The 14,658-nt window shown below is 43.4% G+C and carries 19 protein-coding genes and 1 pseudogene; 19 read left to right on the top strand and 1 reads right to left on the bottom strand.

Going from position 1 to position 14,658, the window contains the following annotated elements:
* The first annotated feature begins 61 nt into the window (after window positions 1–61).
* The 15 genes from AB1I50_RS10685 (at window position 62) to AB1I50_RS10615 (ending at window position 11,733) form a co-directional block, all read left to right on the top strand.
* Window positions 62–1,297, top strand: coding sequence for a site-specific integrase (locus AB1I50_RS10685; RefSeq protein ID WP_407723990.1), 1,236 nt, complete (start codon window positions 62–64; stop codon window positions 1,295–1,297).
* Between the two features lie 445 nt (window positions 1,298–1,742).
* Window positions 1,743–2,483 (top strand): TraX family protein, encoded by a 741-nt coding sequence (locus AB1I50_RS10680; protein WP_407720779.1) that lies wholly within the window; start codon window positions 1,743–1,745, stop codon window positions 2,481–2,483.
* A 154-nt stretch (window positions 2,484–2,637) separates the two neighbouring features.
* Window positions 2,638–3,168: a flavodoxin domain-containing protein gene (locus tag AB1I50_RS10675; protein ID WP_407723989.1), complete on the top strand. Its 531-nt coding sequence runs from the start codon at window positions 2,638–2,640 to the stop codon at window positions 3,166–3,168.
* Window positions 3,107–3,562 carry a C-GCAxxG-C-C family protein gene (locus tag AB1I50_RS10670; RefSeq protein ID WP_407723988.1) on the top strand — a complete coding sequence of 152 codons (456 nt, stop codon included), beginning with the start codon at window positions 3,107–3,109 and terminating at the stop codon, window positions 3,560–3,562. Before AB1I50_RS10675 ends, AB1I50_RS10670 begins: the two co-directional genes overlap by 62 nt.
* Before the next feature lie 52 nt (window positions 3,563–3,614).
* Window positions 3,615–4,403, top strand: a complete 789-nt coding sequence (locus tag AB1I50_RS10665; protein ID WP_216553874.1) for a DUF4037 domain-containing protein — start codon at window positions 3,615–3,617, stop codon at window positions 4,401–4,403.
* Between the two features lie 159 nt (window positions 4,404–4,562).
* Window positions 4,563–5,081 (top strand): flavodoxin domain-containing protein, encoded by a 519-nt coding sequence (locus AB1I50_RS10660; RefSeq protein WP_407723987.1) that lies wholly within the window; start codon window positions 4,563–4,565, stop codon window positions 5,079–5,081.
* Window positions 5,082–5,225: 144 nt separating this feature from the next.
* A complete protein-coding gene (locus AB1I50_RS10655) occupies window positions 5,226–5,660 on the top strand; it encodes a C-GCAxxG-C-C family protein (protein WP_092965555.1) in 435 nt (144 codons plus the stop codon).
* 91 nt (window positions 5,661–5,751) lie between these two features.
* Window positions 5,752–6,405: a nitroreductase family protein gene (locus AB1I50_RS10650; RefSeq protein ID WP_216556253.1), complete on the top strand. Its 654-nt coding sequence runs from the start codon at window positions 5,752–5,754 to the stop codon at window positions 6,403–6,405.
* A gap of 198 nt (window positions 6,406–6,603) precedes the next feature.
* A complete protein-coding gene (locus tag AB1I50_RS10645; protein WP_407723986.1) occupies window positions 6,604–6,972 on the top strand; it encodes a zinc-ribbon domain-containing protein in 369 nt (122 codons plus the stop codon).
* Window positions 6,956–7,747: a tyrosine-type recombinase/integrase gene (locus tag AB1I50_RS10640; protein WP_407723985.1), complete on the top strand. Its 792-nt coding sequence runs from the start codon at window positions 6,956–6,958 to the stop codon at window positions 7,745–7,747. Before AB1I50_RS10645 ends, AB1I50_RS10640 begins: the two co-directional genes overlap by 17 nt.
* Window positions 7,748–8,458: 711 nt before the next feature.
* Window positions 8,459–8,899 carry a GNAT family N-acetyltransferase gene (locus tag AB1I50_RS10635; RefSeq protein WP_216556251.1) on the top strand — a complete coding sequence of 147 codons (441 nt, stop codon included), beginning with the start codon at window positions 8,459–8,461 and terminating at the stop codon, window positions 8,897–8,899.
* 77 nt (window positions 8,900–8,976) lie between these two features.
* Window positions 8,977–9,306 (top strand): cupin domain-containing protein, encoded by a 330-nt coding sequence (locus AB1I50_RS10630; protein ID WP_407723984.1) that lies wholly within the window; start codon window positions 8,977–8,979, stop codon window positions 9,304–9,306.
* Window positions 9,307–9,325: 19 nt separating this feature from the next.
* Window positions 9,326–9,856 (top strand): zinc ribbon domain-containing protein, encoded by a 531-nt coding sequence (locus AB1I50_RS10625; RefSeq protein ID WP_407723983.1) that lies wholly within the window; start codon window positions 9,326–9,328, stop codon window positions 9,854–9,856.
* Between the two features lie 22 nt (window positions 9,857–9,878).
* Window positions 9,879–10,808: a cysteine synthase A gene (gene cysK, locus AB1I50_RS10620; RefSeq protein WP_407723982.1), complete on the top strand. Its 930-nt coding sequence runs from the start codon at window positions 9,879–9,881 to the stop codon at window positions 10,806–10,808.
* Between the two features lie 151 nt (window positions 10,809–10,959).
* A complete protein-coding gene (locus AB1I50_RS10615) occupies window positions 10,960–11,733 on the top strand; it encodes a hypothetical protein (protein ID WP_407723981.1) in 774 nt (257 codons plus the stop codon).
* A gap of 56 nt (window positions 11,734–11,789) precedes the next feature.
* Here the strand turns inward: AB1I50_RS10615 and AB1I50_RS10610 are convergent, their stop codons facing one another.
* Window positions 11,790–11,966 carry a hypothetical protein gene (locus AB1I50_RS10610; RefSeq protein ID WP_407723980.1) on the bottom strand — a complete coding sequence of 59 codons (177 nt, stop codon included), beginning with the start codon at window positions 11,964–11,966 and terminating at the stop codon, window positions 11,790–11,792.
* Between AB1I50_RS10610 and AB1I50_RS10605 the strand changes: the two are divergent.
* The 4 genes and pseudogenes from AB1I50_RS10605 to AB1I50_RS10590 all read left to right on the top strand — a co-directional run.
* Window positions 11,911–12,597: pseudogene (locus AB1I50_RS10605) on the top strand (Ig-like domain-containing protein); the annotation flags it as partial. The gene AB1I50_RS10610 and the pseudogene AB1I50_RS10605 sit on opposite strands and share 56 nt — an antisense overlap.
* Window positions 12,598–12,666: 69 nt before the next feature.
* Entirely contained in the window at window positions 12,667–13,680 is a 1,014-nt protein-coding gene (locus AB1I50_RS10600; RefSeq protein ID WP_407723979.1) for an Ig-like domain-containing protein, read from the top strand.
* A gap of 11 nt (window positions 13,681–13,691) precedes the next feature.
* Complete coding sequence (locus AB1I50_RS10595) at window positions 13,692–13,898, top strand: hypothetical protein (protein WP_407723978.1); 207 nt, start codon at window positions 13,692–13,694, stop codon at window positions 13,896–13,898.
* A 167-nt stretch (window positions 13,899–14,065) separates the two neighbouring features.
* Window positions 14,066–14,566 carry an InlB B-repeat-containing protein gene (locus AB1I50_RS10590; protein WP_407723977.1) on the top strand — a complete coding sequence of 167 codons (501 nt, stop codon included), beginning with the start codon at window positions 14,066–14,068 and terminating at the stop codon, window positions 14,564–14,566.
* Window positions 14,567–14,658 lie beyond the last annotated feature (92 nt).

The raw sequence follows: 14,658 nt of genomic DNA, 5'->3' as shown, positions 1-14,658 counted from the left end.
GCGTTGTCGGGATAGAATCATATCACGGCAACGCCAAAAACAGTTTTAGGAGGTAAGAAAAATGGCAACCAAAAGAAAGGATAACAATCGAGTAGTTTTAAGGAAAGGTGAAGGACAACGAGAAAATGGTTCTTACTATTTTCGCTGGAGTGATAAGAAAGGTAATCGGCATTATATTTATGCTAAAACCTTAGAGGACTTACGAGAACAGGAAAAGGCGATTACAAAGGAGAAACTTGAGGGGCTGAAAGCCGAAGCTCGGTATAAATCGGTGAATGACCTGTTTGATTTATGGGTTCAGTTGAAAAGAGGAGTAAAGAATAATACATTTCAAAACTACAAATATATGTACAACACCTTTGTCCGCCCCGTATTAGGAAAAAAGAGAGTTTCAACTATCAAGAAATCAGATATTAAGACGTTTTACAATTATCTTGCCGACCAACGGTACTTACAGGCAGCAACAATAGATAATATTCATACGGTTATACATCAGGTTTTCCAATTAGCCGTTGATGATGATTATATCAGGAATAATCCGACTGATAACGTTTTGAAAGAACTCAAAAAATCTCACGTTTTCCAGACGGAAAAAAGGAGAGCATTAACAAAGGAAGAACAGGATTTATTCCTGAATTATCTTAGGAACAATCATCAATACAATCATTGGTATCCACTATTCGCAGTAATGTTAGGAACGGGACTTCGTGTTGGAGAACTGACCGGACTTAGATGGTGTGATCTCGACTTTGATGGAGGACTTATTGACATTAACCATACTTTGGTGTATTATTGTCATAGAGAAGAAGTTGCTAAGAATGGCTGCTATTTCAATATTAACACGCCCAAAACCAAAGCGGGTAACCGCCAAGTGCCGATGATTGATTCAGTCAGAGAGGCTTTCTTGATGGAAAGGGACTATCAGGAAAAAATGGGCATAAGTTGTAATGTGGTCATTGATGGATATACTGATTTTGTTTTCTTAAACAAAAACGGGAAAACCTATCAGCAGGGAACTTTGAATAAAGCGATTCGCAGAATCATACGGGATTGTAATGACGAGGAATTATTAAAAGACGAGAACGCTACTGTATTACTTCCGCATTTCAGTTGCCACTCATTACGTCACAGCTTTGCGACAAGAATGTGTGAAGCGGGCATAAATATCAAAGTAATGCAGGATACGCTTGGTCATAATGATATTTCAACGACTATGAATATCTATACCGATGCGACAAAGGCATTGAAGAAATCAGAGTTTCAAACTCTTGAAACGTACTTGATTCCAGAGGAATAAAGGACATCTCGTTTTCACTGCATACACCATTTACACCAAAACTTACACCGTTTTGAACAAGCAATATAATAAGTTGAGTTAGGTTATAAAAAATCGAAAGATTTTAACCCCTGAAAATAACAGGACTTAGGAGCTTTTGGCAACTTACAAAACGGCGGTACTGTCAATCCCGACAATGAAGTCCCTCGATAAGTAACAACCTCAAAAGTGGCTTATCTATGCGGTTTTTGAACTTCACGAAGTACCGAATTTACACCATTTACACCAAACTTACACCAAACGGTGCAGAAAGTTGTGCAGAGCGAAAACAATCGCATATTTTAATGAATTTGACCTTGATGGATTCGTTTTCATCAAGGTCTTTTTTTGTTTGACGGATAGACAAAATCAGGCAGAAATGATATAATGATAGAAAGATAAATCGGAGTTTTGCAGGAGAACCGGAATGGATACAATTAAGAAAACAGGACTAAACTCCAATGAAATAAAGCTGATTGCCATTATTGCGATGACAATCGACCATGTAACTTGGCTACTATTTCCTGGATGTCAAAAGATATGGTGGGTCATGCTTCTTCACGCGATAGGAAGATTGACAGCGCCAATTATGTGGTTCTTTATTGCAGAGGGATTTCATTACACTCGAAACGTAAAAAAGTATATTGCCCGACTGTTCCTTTTCGCTGTAATATCGCATTTTGCCTATAACTTTGCCGGAGGAATACCATTTATTCCTAACGGATTTTTCAATATGACCAGTGTGATGTGGTCGCTTGCTTGGTCGGTAGTTTTGATGGTCATATTTACAACGGATCAGTTGCCGCAGTGGGGTAAAATTGTTTTGATCCTGATTATCTGCTTTATTACCTTCCCATCGGATTGGTCAACTGTGGCGGCTATGTGTCCGGTATACTTATACATGAATCGCGGCGATTTCAAGAAACAATCGCTTACTATGCTCATATGGACAACAATTTATGCAGTCGTATATTTTATCTTTATGGACAAAGCGTATGGAATCCTTCAGATGTGTACGCTGTTATCATTACCGATTTTGAAGCAGTATAACGGTGAGAGGGGAAAATGGAAAGGCATGAAATGGTTTTTCTATCTCTATTATCCGGCGCATCTGTTTGCAATTGGAATTATCAGGGTGCTCATTGGAAACGGAAGTATCTTCCCTTAGGCTGTCGATAAATTCTGATTTATTGCATTTACTATTATGGCAATCGCAGGCAGCCTTATATGAGGTTGCCTGTTTTATTTGGGGTATAGACAAAATCAGACTGAAATGATATAATTTCAAAAAGACAAATCGGAAAATATAGGAGCGCAGAATTATGAAAGGTATTATTCTTTATCAATCCAAATACGGTGCTACAAAAAAATACGCCGATTGGATATCGGAAGCTACGGGATTTGAATGTGTCGAAACGAAAAAAGCGAATATAAAAGAAGTCGAAAAATATGACATCATCGTATTAGGCGGTGGAATATATGCAATGGGTATAGCCGGTCTTTCTTTTTTGAAAAGGAATATCGATGTATTATCCGATAAGAAGATAATCGTGTTTTTCTGCTGTGCGTCCCCATATGACGAAGATGCTTTTAAGCAGATCAGAAGTCATAATATGAAGGATAAACTATCTGATATTCCGATTTTTTATTGCCGTGGTGCATGGGATATGGATTCAATGTCGTTCAAGGACAAGACCCTGTGTAAAATGCTGAGAAAAGCAGTAAGCAAAAAGGATCCTGCCGATTATGAAATATGGGAGAAAGCAATAATGGATGCTGGAGAAAACAAGTGTGATTGGACTGATAAAAAATATATCGATCCTATTCTCAAATGTATCCTATTTCAAAGATAAATTTCATTGCTCACAGTCTGTTCTTGCCGCATATGCCGACGAGCTCGGATTAACGGAAGAACAAGCGTTGAAAATCGCCGCCTGCTTTAACGCAGGAATGAGAAAAGGCGAGGTGTGCGGAGCTTGTTCGGGAGCGTTGATGGTGCTCGGAATGATGTACGGTCAAGCCGATAAGGACGATCTCGACAGTCGAAACAAAACCAATCAGATGACTAACCGTTTTCTGGATCGCTTTAAGGAACTAAACGGAACATATATCTGCAATGAGATACTCGGCTGTGATATTACCACGCAGGAGGGAGTAGAATACGCTGTAAAGCACGAATTATTCACCACGACCTGCAGAGATATGGTAGCGCTTGCCGTTCGGGTTCTTGAGGAAATCATTGAATAAAAATGATATAATAATCAAAAGATAAATCGGAATATATTGAGGTGCAAAAAATATGATTGATAAACTATTGGAAAAGCTGGCTGGATTTGAGCAGGTCGAGGCGATCGCGCTCGGCGGTTCCCGTTCGGGAGAAAACTATGATGAAAAATCCGATTATGATTTATATGTATACGTCACCGCGCCGATCGGGGAAGAAAACAGGCGCGCGTTATTGGCTGACTACTGCAAATATTTGGAAATCGGAAATCATTACTGGGAATATGAGGATAACTGCGTTCTGAACAACGGGATCGACATTGACATTCTTTACCGCGATCTCAACGAATTCTGCGACGGCGTCGCGCGGGTCGTCGAAAGCTTTGAGGCATGCAACGGATACACCACCTGTATGTGGCACAATCTTTTGACCTGTAAGATCATCTGCGATAAGCGCGGAAGGCTTCAAAGGGCTAAGGACCGCTTTTCAGTTCCTTATCCGGAAGAGCTGCGGAACAACATCATCAAAAGAAATACCGCGCTTTTGTATAACGCCATGCCCGCATATTTGTTTCAGCTGAATAAAGCGAATAAAAGAAACGACAGAGTGAGCGTTATTCACAGAACAGCCGCCTTTCTGGAATCGTATTTTGATGTGATTTTTGCCTTGAACAAGCGGACACATCCCGGTGAAAAACGCCTGATCGAGCTTTGCGCGCGAAATTGCAGTATCCTTCCCGATCGCTTTGAAGAAAATCTCAACCGGCTTTTTGATGATATGCTGATACATAATGACAATCTGACCGAAGATTTGAATGATATTGTTTCGGAACTGGAGTCAGTTCTGACACGGGAGGGCTTTTGATCTTTCGCTCCGCTAGATTTTGATTTATTGCATTTACTATTATGGCAATCGCAGGCAGCCTTATATGAGGTTGCCTGTTTTATTTGGGGTATAGACAAAATCAGACTGAAATGATATAATTTCAAAAAGACAAATCGGAAAGTATAGGAGCGCAGAATTATGAAAGGTATTATTCTTTATCAATCCAAATACGGTGCTACAAAAAAATACGCCGATTGGATATCGGAAGCTACGGGATTTGAATGTGTCGAAACGAAAAAAGCGAATATAAAAGAAGTCGAAAAATATGACATCATCGTATTAGGCGGTGGAATATATGCAATGGGTATAGCCGGTCTTTCTTTTTTGAAAAGGAATATCGATGTATTATCCGATAAGAAGATAATCGTGTTTTTCTGCTGTGCGTCCCCATATGACGAAGATGCTCATAAGCAGATCAGAAGTCATAATATGAAGGATAAACTATCTGATATTCCGATTTTTTATTGCCGTGGTGCATGGGATATGGATTCAATGTCGTTCAAGGACAAGACACTGTGTAAAATGCTGAGAAAAGCAGTAAGTAAAAAGGATCCTGCCGATTATGAAATATGGGAGAAAGCAATAATGGATGCCGGAGAAACCAAGTGTGATTGGACTGATAAAAAATATATCGATTCTATTCTCAAATGTATTTAGCAACTTGTACTGACGCATATTTAATGAATTTGACCTTAATGGATTAGTTTTCATCGAGGTCTTTTTTTATTTGGCGGATAGACAAAATCAAGCTGAAATGATATAATGATGAAAAGATAAATCGGAAATAAGGAGAGGATTTAAATGACACACGAAGAAAAAGCGTTATCCTATTTCAAAGATAAGTTTCATTGCTCACAGTCTGTTCTTGCCGCATATGCCGACGAGCTCGGATTAACGGAAGAACAAGCGTTGAAAATCGCCGCCTGCTTTAACGCAGGAATGAGAAAAGGCGAGGTGTGCGGAGCTTGTTCGGGAGCGTTAATGGTGCTCGGAATGATGTACGGTCAAGCCGATAAAGACGATCTCGACAGTCGAAACAAAACCAATCAGATGACTAACCGTTTTCTGGATCGCTTTAAGGAACTTAACGGAACATATATCTGCAATGAGATACTCGGCTGTGATATTACCACGCAGGAGGGAGTAGAATACGCTGTAAAGCACGAATTATTCACCACGACCTGCAGAGATATGGTAGCGCTTGCCGTTCGGGTTCTTGAGGAAATCATTGAATGAAAATGATATAATAATCAAAAGAAAAATCGGGATTTGTAGGAATATTCATTTCTCTTATAAACAGGCACCGAGGTGCGAGGAGGTAAATAACATGGATATGAAGCAGGCAATGAAAGAACGTCATATGGTTCGAAAGTACACTGATGAACCTATTCCGGAGGATATCGTAGAAAAGTTGAATCGTCGGGTAAGAGAGAATAATGAGCAGTATGGACTATCTATCAAATTGATGACCAATGATGATAGTGCTGTTCCCGGTGTGATCAAACTGATCCTCGCTAAGGGGGTCAACAATTTCTTTATCATGGCCGGGCCTGATGGTGCAGATGAACTGTGTGGATACTGTGGAGCTGATCTGATGCTTTACGCACAGACGCTGGGACTGAATACATGGTGGGTCGGCGGTACCTATAATCGAAAAGGAGCACAGAAAAAAATCGAAGGTGCAAAGCCTGTAGGAATCATCGCTGTTGGTTATGGCCAGACACAAGGTGTTCCACATAAGACAAAGACAGCAGAACAGGTCAGTTCATACGACGGAGAAGCACCACAGTGGTTTAAGAACGGCATTGAAGCAGCACTCTTGGCACCTACCGCACTGGCAAAACAGGCATTCACCATCAAAGGTAAAGGAAATAAGGTATCTATCTCCTGCGATAACGGCATCTTTACCGGTGTGGATACAGGTCTTGTGAAATACCACTTTGAACTTGGAGCGGGTAAGGATTGTTTTGAATGGGTGTGATCCCTATGGGTGAGCATTACAAAAGCATTTTTCTGTCTGTAATTATTATCTGACAAATTCTGATTTATCGCATTTACTATTATGGCAATCGCAGGCAGCCTTATATGAGGTTGCCTGTTTTTTATGCCCTGAAACGAATCGCATATTACGATATTTCTCCTGTTTCTTATATAATATAGGTAAAGGAGAGGATAAGGTATGAAAAGAATGTTAGCTGATGTTTGCCCTGAACTTATAAATGAATGGTCACAACGCAATTTACCTCTTACGCCGGACAGTGTAACGCACGGCTCTAATAAAATAGTATGGTGGAATGGCAAATGCGGACACGAATGGCGAGCTTCAATAAAAAACAGAGTAATAAGCGGAAGCGGTTGCCCTTACTGTTCCCACAATGCGATATTAGAGGGCTACAATGACCTTGCTTCCCAAAAGCCCGAACTTGCCGCCGAGTGGTCAGCCAGAAACGCACCTCTACTCCCTACACAAGTAACAGTCTTTGCTAACCGCAAGGCTTGGTGGAAATACTGTCCTTCACCAAGTATTGGATATGGCTGTAGACGATAAATATATTCGTAATAACCCTTCTGATAAGGCTTTGAAAGAGTTGAAGCAATCGCACGCATTCAAAACCGAGAAAAGACGTGCATTAACTATAGCTGAACAAGAGCTTTTTCTTAACTACCTACGCAATAATGAAACCTATTCGCATTGGTATCCCATTTTCGCTGTTATGCTCGGCACAGGTATGAGAGTTGGAGAAATAACAGGATTAAGGTGGTGCGATATTGACCTTGATAATGGTGTAATTGATATTAACCATACTTTGGTGTATTACTGCCATAGGCACGAGGTTGAGTTGAATGGGTGCTACTTCAATATCAACACACCGAAAACAAAAGCAAGTAACCGCAAAATACCAATGATTGAATCTGTTAAGGAAGCATTTCTAATGGAGAAAGCAAATCAGGAAAAAACAGGTATTAAGTGTTCAGCAGTTATTGATGGATACTCGGATTTCATCTTTGTGAATCGCAACGGAAAAACGCAACATCAAGGAACACTCAACAAGGCAATAAGAAGAATAATCAGAGATTGCAACGATGAGGTTTTGCTTAATGATGAAAATGCAACAGTTTTGCTTCCGCACTTTTCTTGTCATTCACTTCGACACACTTTTTCTACACGAATGTGTGAAGCTGGTATCAATGTCAAAGTGATACAAGATACTTTGGGACATCAAGATATTTCAACTACGATGAATATCTACACTGATGCTACCAAAGAAATGAAGAAACAAGAATTTGAAAGCCTTGATAACTACTTGAAGAAAACAGTATAAATTTGATGATATGAAACAAGCAGGCAGAATTTGTTGCCTGCTTGTTTCATATTATTTACCATACTCAAAAAATAAGACCTTACGCCACTTACGCCAAAACTTACGCCAAATGGAACAACCGGAACACAAGAAATGGCTTATCCTCTACGGAAATAGTCAGTTTATGGCTCTTGACAGATGTAGGATTTATGGTAGAATAATAATTGTAAGTGGGACGGTTGATTGCTGAGAAAGCGCTATGATAAATGTCCCTTTTTTAGCTTGCTTACGCCACTTACGCCTATATTTACGCCATTTACGCCAAAACTTACGCCAAACGATGCAGTATTTATAAACACTTATAAAGACTTATGGAAAGCAGTAAAATCAAAAATGGCTTAAATAAAGGGTTATGGAGGGTTATGGAGAGTAATATCCGTGATGTATCGGAAGTCCCGACGATGAAGTCACTCGATAAGTAACACTCCAAAAAAACGGCTTATCTATGCGGTTTTTGAACTTTACGAAGTACCGAATTTACAACATTTACACCAATCTTACGCCAAACGGTGCAGAAAGTTGTGCAGAGCGAAAGCAATCGCATATTTTAATGAATTTGACCTTGATGGATTCGTTTTCATCAAGGTCTTTTTTTATTTGACGTATAGACAAAATCAGGCTGAAATGATATAATTATAGCAAGATAAATCGGAATTCAGAGGATGTGCTAATGTGGACAATTCTGTAATAATCAAGGAGGAACGCCTGTCATCTGAGGAATACATTGATTTTCTTAAAAGGACAGACTTAGGCTCGCAGTATCCGAAGGAACGCTTTGAACAACGGATCAAAAAACTGGTCGATAATGTGTCCGTCAGCCTTGTCGCAAGAAATCAAGAGCATAAGATCGTTGGTGTCTTATTCGGATTAACGGATTATGCTTATTGGCTGTATATAACAGATCTGGGCGTGGACAGAGCGTATCTGCATCAGGGGATCGGCTCCCGTCTGATGAAAACGGCACTTTCCGTTGCAGGCGGCGAAAAGGATATCGCCGTATACCTGATCGTCAATGATAAAGCGATACCGTTTTATGAAAAACTCGGTATGAAAAAAGCGGACGATGTAATGCAGTATAATCATATTGATTGGACAGAGTTTACAGTAGAATAAATTCTGATTTACAGCATTAATCTATACTATAGCAGGCAGCCTTGGATAATTTAATTGTAAAGTAGGAGCAAATGCAAATGATTATTGATTTTAACAAGCTGAATGAAATCACAATGCCGTGTATGAACAACGGCACGGGAGAAATGACGGTGCGGATGTACAACGATGAAAATTACCGCATTGTCCCGACCGCAATTCACCCGGGCGGAAGTATAGGACTGCATACGCAGAATTCAGGCGATGATATGAATTATATTCTTTCGGGAACAGGCAAGGCTGTCTGCGACGGCGCGGAGGAAGAGCTTTCGGCAGGGGTTATGCACATCTGTCCGAAGGGCTCTGAGCACACCATCATCAACACCGGCGATGACGACCTTGTAATGCTCACGATTGTAGTTGCAAAATAGATTTTTTCAGGAGGTTATTATGAGAAGAGATTTAGTTTACTTTTATCCCGCACCGATGAAGCTTGTTTATGACGCTTTTTATAACGCGGCAAATCAGAGGTTCGGCAAGGACTGCAAGGCGGATCCGTTCAAGACCTTGCAGTTTGGGCTCAACTATTCCTTTAAGTACAATATGAACGGCGGTTCGATTACCGCTCACTTTATGCCCTACCAAAACGGCATAGCGGTTAACCTGAGATACACTATTATTCAGGCGTTCGGCGCAAGGTATCAAAAACACGCTCAGGACTACACTGCATATGTTGACGGACTGCTTAATGTAAAGGGCGCGTTAATTCAACTCCCTGTTGAGCAGTTTTTGGATTATGAGAGCAGAACTCCGTCGGGCGTTCTTCCTCAGCAAATGCCGCCGCAGCAGCAGCCTGTACAGCAAATGCCGCCTCAGCCTGCTCCCCCTCAGCAGGCACAGCCGAGGTTTTGCACAAAGTGCGGAGCTCCCGTAACGGTTGGAAGCAATTTCTGCACCAAATGCGGAAACAAAATTAACTAATTGGAAAACAAGGTAAAGAATAATGATTTACAACAACGTACTCGAGGCGATCGGACAAACGCCTCTTATCAAATTAAACCGTATGCCCGAGCCCGGCAGCGCAGACATCCTCGTAAAGTTCGAGGCGCTCAACGTTGGCGGTTCAATCAAGACGCGCACAGCGCTGAATATGATTGAGCAGGCTGAAAAAGAGGGCTTGATTGACAAGGACAGCATTATCGTAGAACCCACCAGCGGAAACCAGGGTATCGGACTTGCACTTGTCGGCGCGGTTAAGGGCTACCGCACCATTATCATTATGCCCGACTCGGTGAGCGAGGAAAGGCGCAAGCTTATCCGTCACTACGGCGCTGAGGTTAAGCTGATTCACGACGCAGGCGATATCGGCGCCTGCATTGACGAGTGCCTGCAAATGGCGCTTAAAATGAAGGAGAAAAGCGACAAGGTGTTTGTTCCCCAGCAATTTGCCAACATAAATAACGTAAAGGCTCATAAGCGCTACACTGCGCTTGAGATTATGCAGCAGTGCGCAGGCCCGATTGACGGCTTTTGCTCGGGTATCGGCACAGGCGGAACGATTACGGGTATCGGTGAGGTGCTAAAGGCGCAGTATCCCGACATTGAAATTTGGGCGGTTGAGCCCGAAAACGCCGCGATTTTGGCAGGCGGAACAATCGGAACTCACCTGCAGATGGGTATCGGTGACGGCATTATTCCCGATATTCTCAACAAGGAGATTTACGACGAAATCTACGTTGTTACCGACGAGGAAGCGCTCAACACCGCAAAGCGCCTTGCGCGTGAGGAAGGCTTGATGTGCGGAATTTCGAGCGGAACAAACGTTGCGGCGGCGCTTAAGCTTGCCAAAAAGCTCGGCAAGGGAAAAACCGTTGTCACCGTCCTTCCCGACACCGCGGAAAGGTACTTCTCCACACCTCTTTTTGAAGAATAACAGTTATATTCGGAGCGGACTGAAAGGTTCGCTCCGTTTTTATTTCCTTATTCGCATATATTGTTACATCTCTGTAATTTTGTTGAAATAAGAAACAACATATGGTAGAATTACATTGATATATTCTATAATAAAATCAGGGGTGCATTATATGAAAAAAGTTGTTGTAAGAATTACCGCAATAGCGGTTGCGGTATTGCTTGTAGCCTCAATCGCGATTGTCGCGGTTTCGACCTACAAGGCGGCTACAAAATCGCTCTATTTAAGCGCAAAATCGCTGTTTATCAGCGTAGGCGACACTGTTGACATCAACTCGTTTTATACCGACGGCTCGTCAACAAACAAGGTCGCTTACTACACCAACAATTCAAATATCGCAAAAATTGAGCGCGGAGGCGGATTTTTGACCGCTGTCGGAACGGGAAGCACCACAATTTACGCTCAGGACACCGTATCGGGCCACAAGGCGACCTGCACCGTCACCGTTGCCTCGGGCTATGTTCCGGTTACCTCGGACAATGTTGTAAACACCCTGCACAAGGGCTACAACAGCTTTTGCGATGTTCTCGGAATTAACTACAACACCTATCAGCAGTGGCTTAAGGACCGCGACCACAACGGTAAATATCCCAACTACTACCTCGGCACTCCGTTTGACAACGACGGCGACTACCGTATGCCCAACGGCGATCAGAGCAGCAGATACGCAACCGGCAACTACGGTCTGCCGACAACCGAGCCTGTTACAAACTGCACAGGCTTTGTTTGGCACGTATTGCAGAGCGTTTCGAGCAAAAAGTACCTTGTTCCTGCCGAGACCGGCTGGGTAACTCTATACCGCGACTACAGAATAAGCCGCTACTACTTTGACAACAAGGCGACAATGCTCAACTCAGGTCTGCTCGAAAAGGGCGACATTATCTGACAGTTCGTAACCGATTCCGAGTACTACGGCAGCGGCTACAATCACATCGGAATTTACTACGGCAACGGCCATTCCGACGTATTCTGGCACTCAACTACCCCCGAAAACCATATTACCGAAATCCGCGGTGCAGGCAGACCTGTAACCTTCTTTGTTGTATTAAAGGCGAGAACCACCATTCCCTTTACCCTCAACCGCAGCTCCGCTACATACGGCGCAGGCGAGGTCGGCACACTGTTCGCGACATCCTACGACAAGCGCTACACCCCTGTTTATACATCGAGCAACTCTAACGTTGCATACGCTAAAAACGGCAAAATCTACACCAACAAGGTCGGCACTGCTACAATCACCGCGACCTGCGGAAATCAAAAGCAGTACTGCACGGTTAAGGTTATTAAAGCTCCTACCAAGCTCAATATCAACTGTACCCAGCGAACGCTCGGAATAGGCGAAACGTACGACTTCAACACCTCGTTCCTGTCGGGCGAGGGCTGCGCAAGCGTAGGCTATAAATCGAGCAATCCAAAGGTCTGCGCGGTTATTGCAAACGGCGGTATAGTCAAGGCTACGGGCGTAGGCACGGCGACAATTACGGCTTACGTATTCAACGGAGTTCACGTCGACGCAACCGTTACCGTCGGCAAAGCGCCTACGAAGATTTACCTGAACCGCACAAACTTCTACCTCGGCGTAGGCGAAAGCTACGATATTAACGCAAGTATTCCGGCAGGCGAAAAGACCTCGTGGATCACATACACCAGCAGCAACCCGAAGGTTGCGACGGTCGGCAAGTACGACTGTCTTACAAAGGCTGTCTCCCCCGGCACAATCACCGTTACCGCGACAGCTTACAACGGCGTTAAGACCACAACGCGCGTTACCGTTGTTAAAGCCCCGACAAAGCTGCTCATCAACACGCCTAAGCGAATTATGGGCGTAGGCGAAAACTTCCAGTTCTTCTGCAAGTTCCTCAAGGGCGAGGGCACGGGAATTGTAAGGTACGTTTCGAGCGACCCGTCGGTTTGCGAGATTAACCCCACCAGCGGTCTTGCAAAGGCTAAGGGCAAGGGTACGGCGACAATCACCGCCTCGGTTTACAACGGAGTTAAGGTTACTTCACAGGCGGTTGTTATGGATCCTGCCACCGACGTTATTATGAACAGCGGCGACAGAGTTATGGGCGTAGGCGAAAAGTTTGACTTCGACTCGTGGCTGCCAAACGGTCAGGGCACGACAAGCCTGCTCTACTCCACAAGCAACGCAAAGGTTGTTGACATTGCCGCGGCAGGCGGACTTTCCACCGCAAAGGCGTGCGGTAACGCAAAGATTACCGTCAAGGCAGGCAACGGCGTGAGCAGAACGGTCAACATCACCGTCAAGAACGCGCCTACAAAGCTGATTCTCAACACCACCGAAATTACAATCGGCAAGGGCGAAACCTTTGACTTTAACCACTTCTTCCCCGGCGGTCAGGGCACAACCTCAGTGCGCTACTACTCATACAAGCCCGAAATTGCCGATATCACCGAAAAGGACGGCGTTGTTACCGGCGTTGAGACCGGAACCGCGATTGTATGCTGCAAGGCTTACAACGGCGTTTACACCTATATGCGCGTCAACGTGCTTGACGCTCCCGAGGAGCTTGACCTCAGCGATGAGGAAATCACCCTCACTCAGGGCGATACCTTTGATTTAGAGGCGATTGTTCCCGAGGGTACTACAAGCCGCAAAATCACATTTGTTTCATCCGATACGGATGTAGCGGCTGTTTCCGTTCCGGGCGGCAGCAAGGTGGGCACAATCACCGCAAAAGCCGAGGGCAAGGCTGAAATTACCGTTACAACCTTTAACGGAATCAGCAAAACCTGCACCGTAAATGTTGTTCTCCCCGAGCCTGAGCCCGAGGAGAGCACCGAAACCGTTACAGAAAACGTTGAACCATAAGGGAGAATAGTATGAGAAAGATTATTGGAATTCTGCTCAGCCTGAGCACCGTTCTTGCGGTATTCGGCGCAGGGTGTCTGAACGCCTTTGCGCTCGGCGCAACCCCTGTTACCGCTAACGAGGGAAAAGTCACCGTTTGGGTATTCGCGGTGATTATCACAGTGGTTGCAATTGCAGGAATTGTTTACTTTATAATTCAGCACAAGAATAAAAAGTAATAGTTCACTGCTTACACGCTATTTCAACAAAAACACAAGTATTATTTTGTGCAACTTTTCACGATTATTTTTCAAATAATTATTTACAAAAATTAAAACCTATGATAAAATAGAGAATGTAAAGTTATATACTTTGCGTTAATTCTAAATTTGGAGGTTTTTTAATAATGAAAAGAACTCTTTCTATATTAGTTGCAGTGCTTGTTATTGCGCTCTCAGCAATCCCTGCATTTGCCGCTGAAAACGATTATCTCAGCCCGAAGGCTACCGTTGCCAATTATCAGATTACCATTATTCCCGGACCGGAAGGCGGAACTTATAACTTTGAGTACAAAACTCCTGTTGATGACGACGGAAAGCAGACAGTTCACTTCCACGCAAAGCCCGACGACGGCTACGAGTTTACAGGCTGGACATTCGACGGCAATTACACTCCTCTCGGCAATCTGACCGACACTGAGCTCGATATAATCGTAAGCAGCGACATTAAGGCTACACCGAACTTCAAGAAAATCGGCAGCAGCGAAACTACCGAGAAAAAGGACACAAAGATTGACGACAGCTCAAAGTCACCTAAGACCGGCACAAACTATGTTTACGTTGGTATTGCTTGTGTTGCTCTTATCGGCTTGCTGTTTGCCGCAAAGAAAAGCATTTATAAGAAATAATTAAACACCACAAATTCAAAAGGAACGGTTATCCGTTCCTTTTTTTTACCTAAAAGCTCCTGTTTCCTTTCGCCGTTGTTGACACGGTACAC

The organism is Ruminococcus sp. NATIVEDY161, from assembly GCF_045819895.1.
Lineage (GTDB): Bacteria > Bacillota > Clostridia > Oscillospirales > Acutalibacteraceae > Ruminococcoides.
This window is presented reverse-complemented; position numbering and strand designations above follow the sequence as displayed.

What these genes read in the sequence shown, in the direction of transcription:
- AB1I50_RS10685 (WP_407723990.1), top strand. Translation starts at nt 62, where the DNA reads ATGGCAACCAAAAGAAAGGATAACAATCGAGTAGTTTTAAGGAAAGGT.
- AB1I50_RS10680 (WP_407720779.1), top strand. Translation starts at nt 1,743, where the DNA reads ATGGATACAATTAAGAAAACAGGACTAAACTCCAATGAAATAAAGCTG.
- AB1I50_RS10675 (WP_407723989.1), top strand. Translation starts at nt 2,638, where the DNA reads ATGAAAGGTATTATTCTTTATCAATCCAAATACGGTGCTACAAAAAAA.
- AB1I50_RS10665 (WP_216553874.1), top strand. Translation starts at nt 3,615, where the DNA reads ATGATTGATAAACTATTGGAAAAGCTGGCTGGATTTGAGCAGGTCGAG.
- AB1I50_RS10660 (WP_407723987.1), top strand. Translation starts at nt 4,563, where the DNA reads ATGAAAGGTATTATTCTTTATCAATCCAAATACGGTGCTACAAAAAAA.
- AB1I50_RS10655 (WP_092965555.1), top strand. Translation starts at nt 5,226, where the DNA reads ATGACACACGAAGAAAAAGCGTTATCCTATTTCAAAGATAAGTTTCAT.
- AB1I50_RS10650 (WP_216556253.1), top strand. Translation starts at nt 5,752, where the DNA reads ATGGATATGAAGCAGGCAATGAAAGAACGTCATATGGTTCGAAAGTAC.
- AB1I50_RS10645 (WP_407723986.1), top strand. Translation starts at nt 6,604, where the DNA reads ATGAAAAGAATGTTAGCTGATGTTTGCCCTGAACTTATAAATGAATGG.
- AB1I50_RS10640 (WP_407723985.1), top strand. Translation starts at nt 6,956, where the DNA reads ATGGCTGTAGACGATAAATATATTCGTAATAACCCTTCTGATAAGGCT.
- AB1I50_RS10630 (WP_407723984.1), top strand. Translation starts at nt 8,977, where the DNA reads ATGATTATTGATTTTAACAAGCTGAATGAAATCACAATGCCGTGTATG.
- AB1I50_RS10625 (WP_407723983.1), top strand. Translation starts at nt 9,326, where the DNA reads ATGAGAAGAGATTTAGTTTACTTTTATCCCGCACCGATGAAGCTTGTT.
- cysK (WP_407723982.1), top strand. Translation starts at nt 9,879, where the DNA reads ATGATTTACAACAACGTACTCGAGGCGATCGGACAAACGCCTCTTATC.
- AB1I50_RS10615 (WP_407723981.1), top strand. Translation starts at nt 10,960, where the DNA reads ATGAAAAAAGTTGTTGTAAGAATTACCGCAATAGCGGTTGCGGTATTG.
- AB1I50_RS10600 (WP_407723979.1), top strand. Translation starts at nt 12,667, where the DNA reads ATGGGCGTAGGCGAAAACTTCCAGTTCTTCTGCAAGTTCCTCAAGGGC.
- AB1I50_RS10595 (WP_407723978.1), top strand. Translation starts at nt 13,692, where the DNA reads ATGAGAAAGATTATTGGAATTCTGCTCAGCCTGAGCACCGTTCTTGCG.
- AB1I50_RS10590 (WP_407723977.1), top strand. Translation starts at nt 14,066, where the DNA reads ATGAAAAGAACTCTTTCTATATTAGTTGCAGTGCTTGTTATTGCGCTC.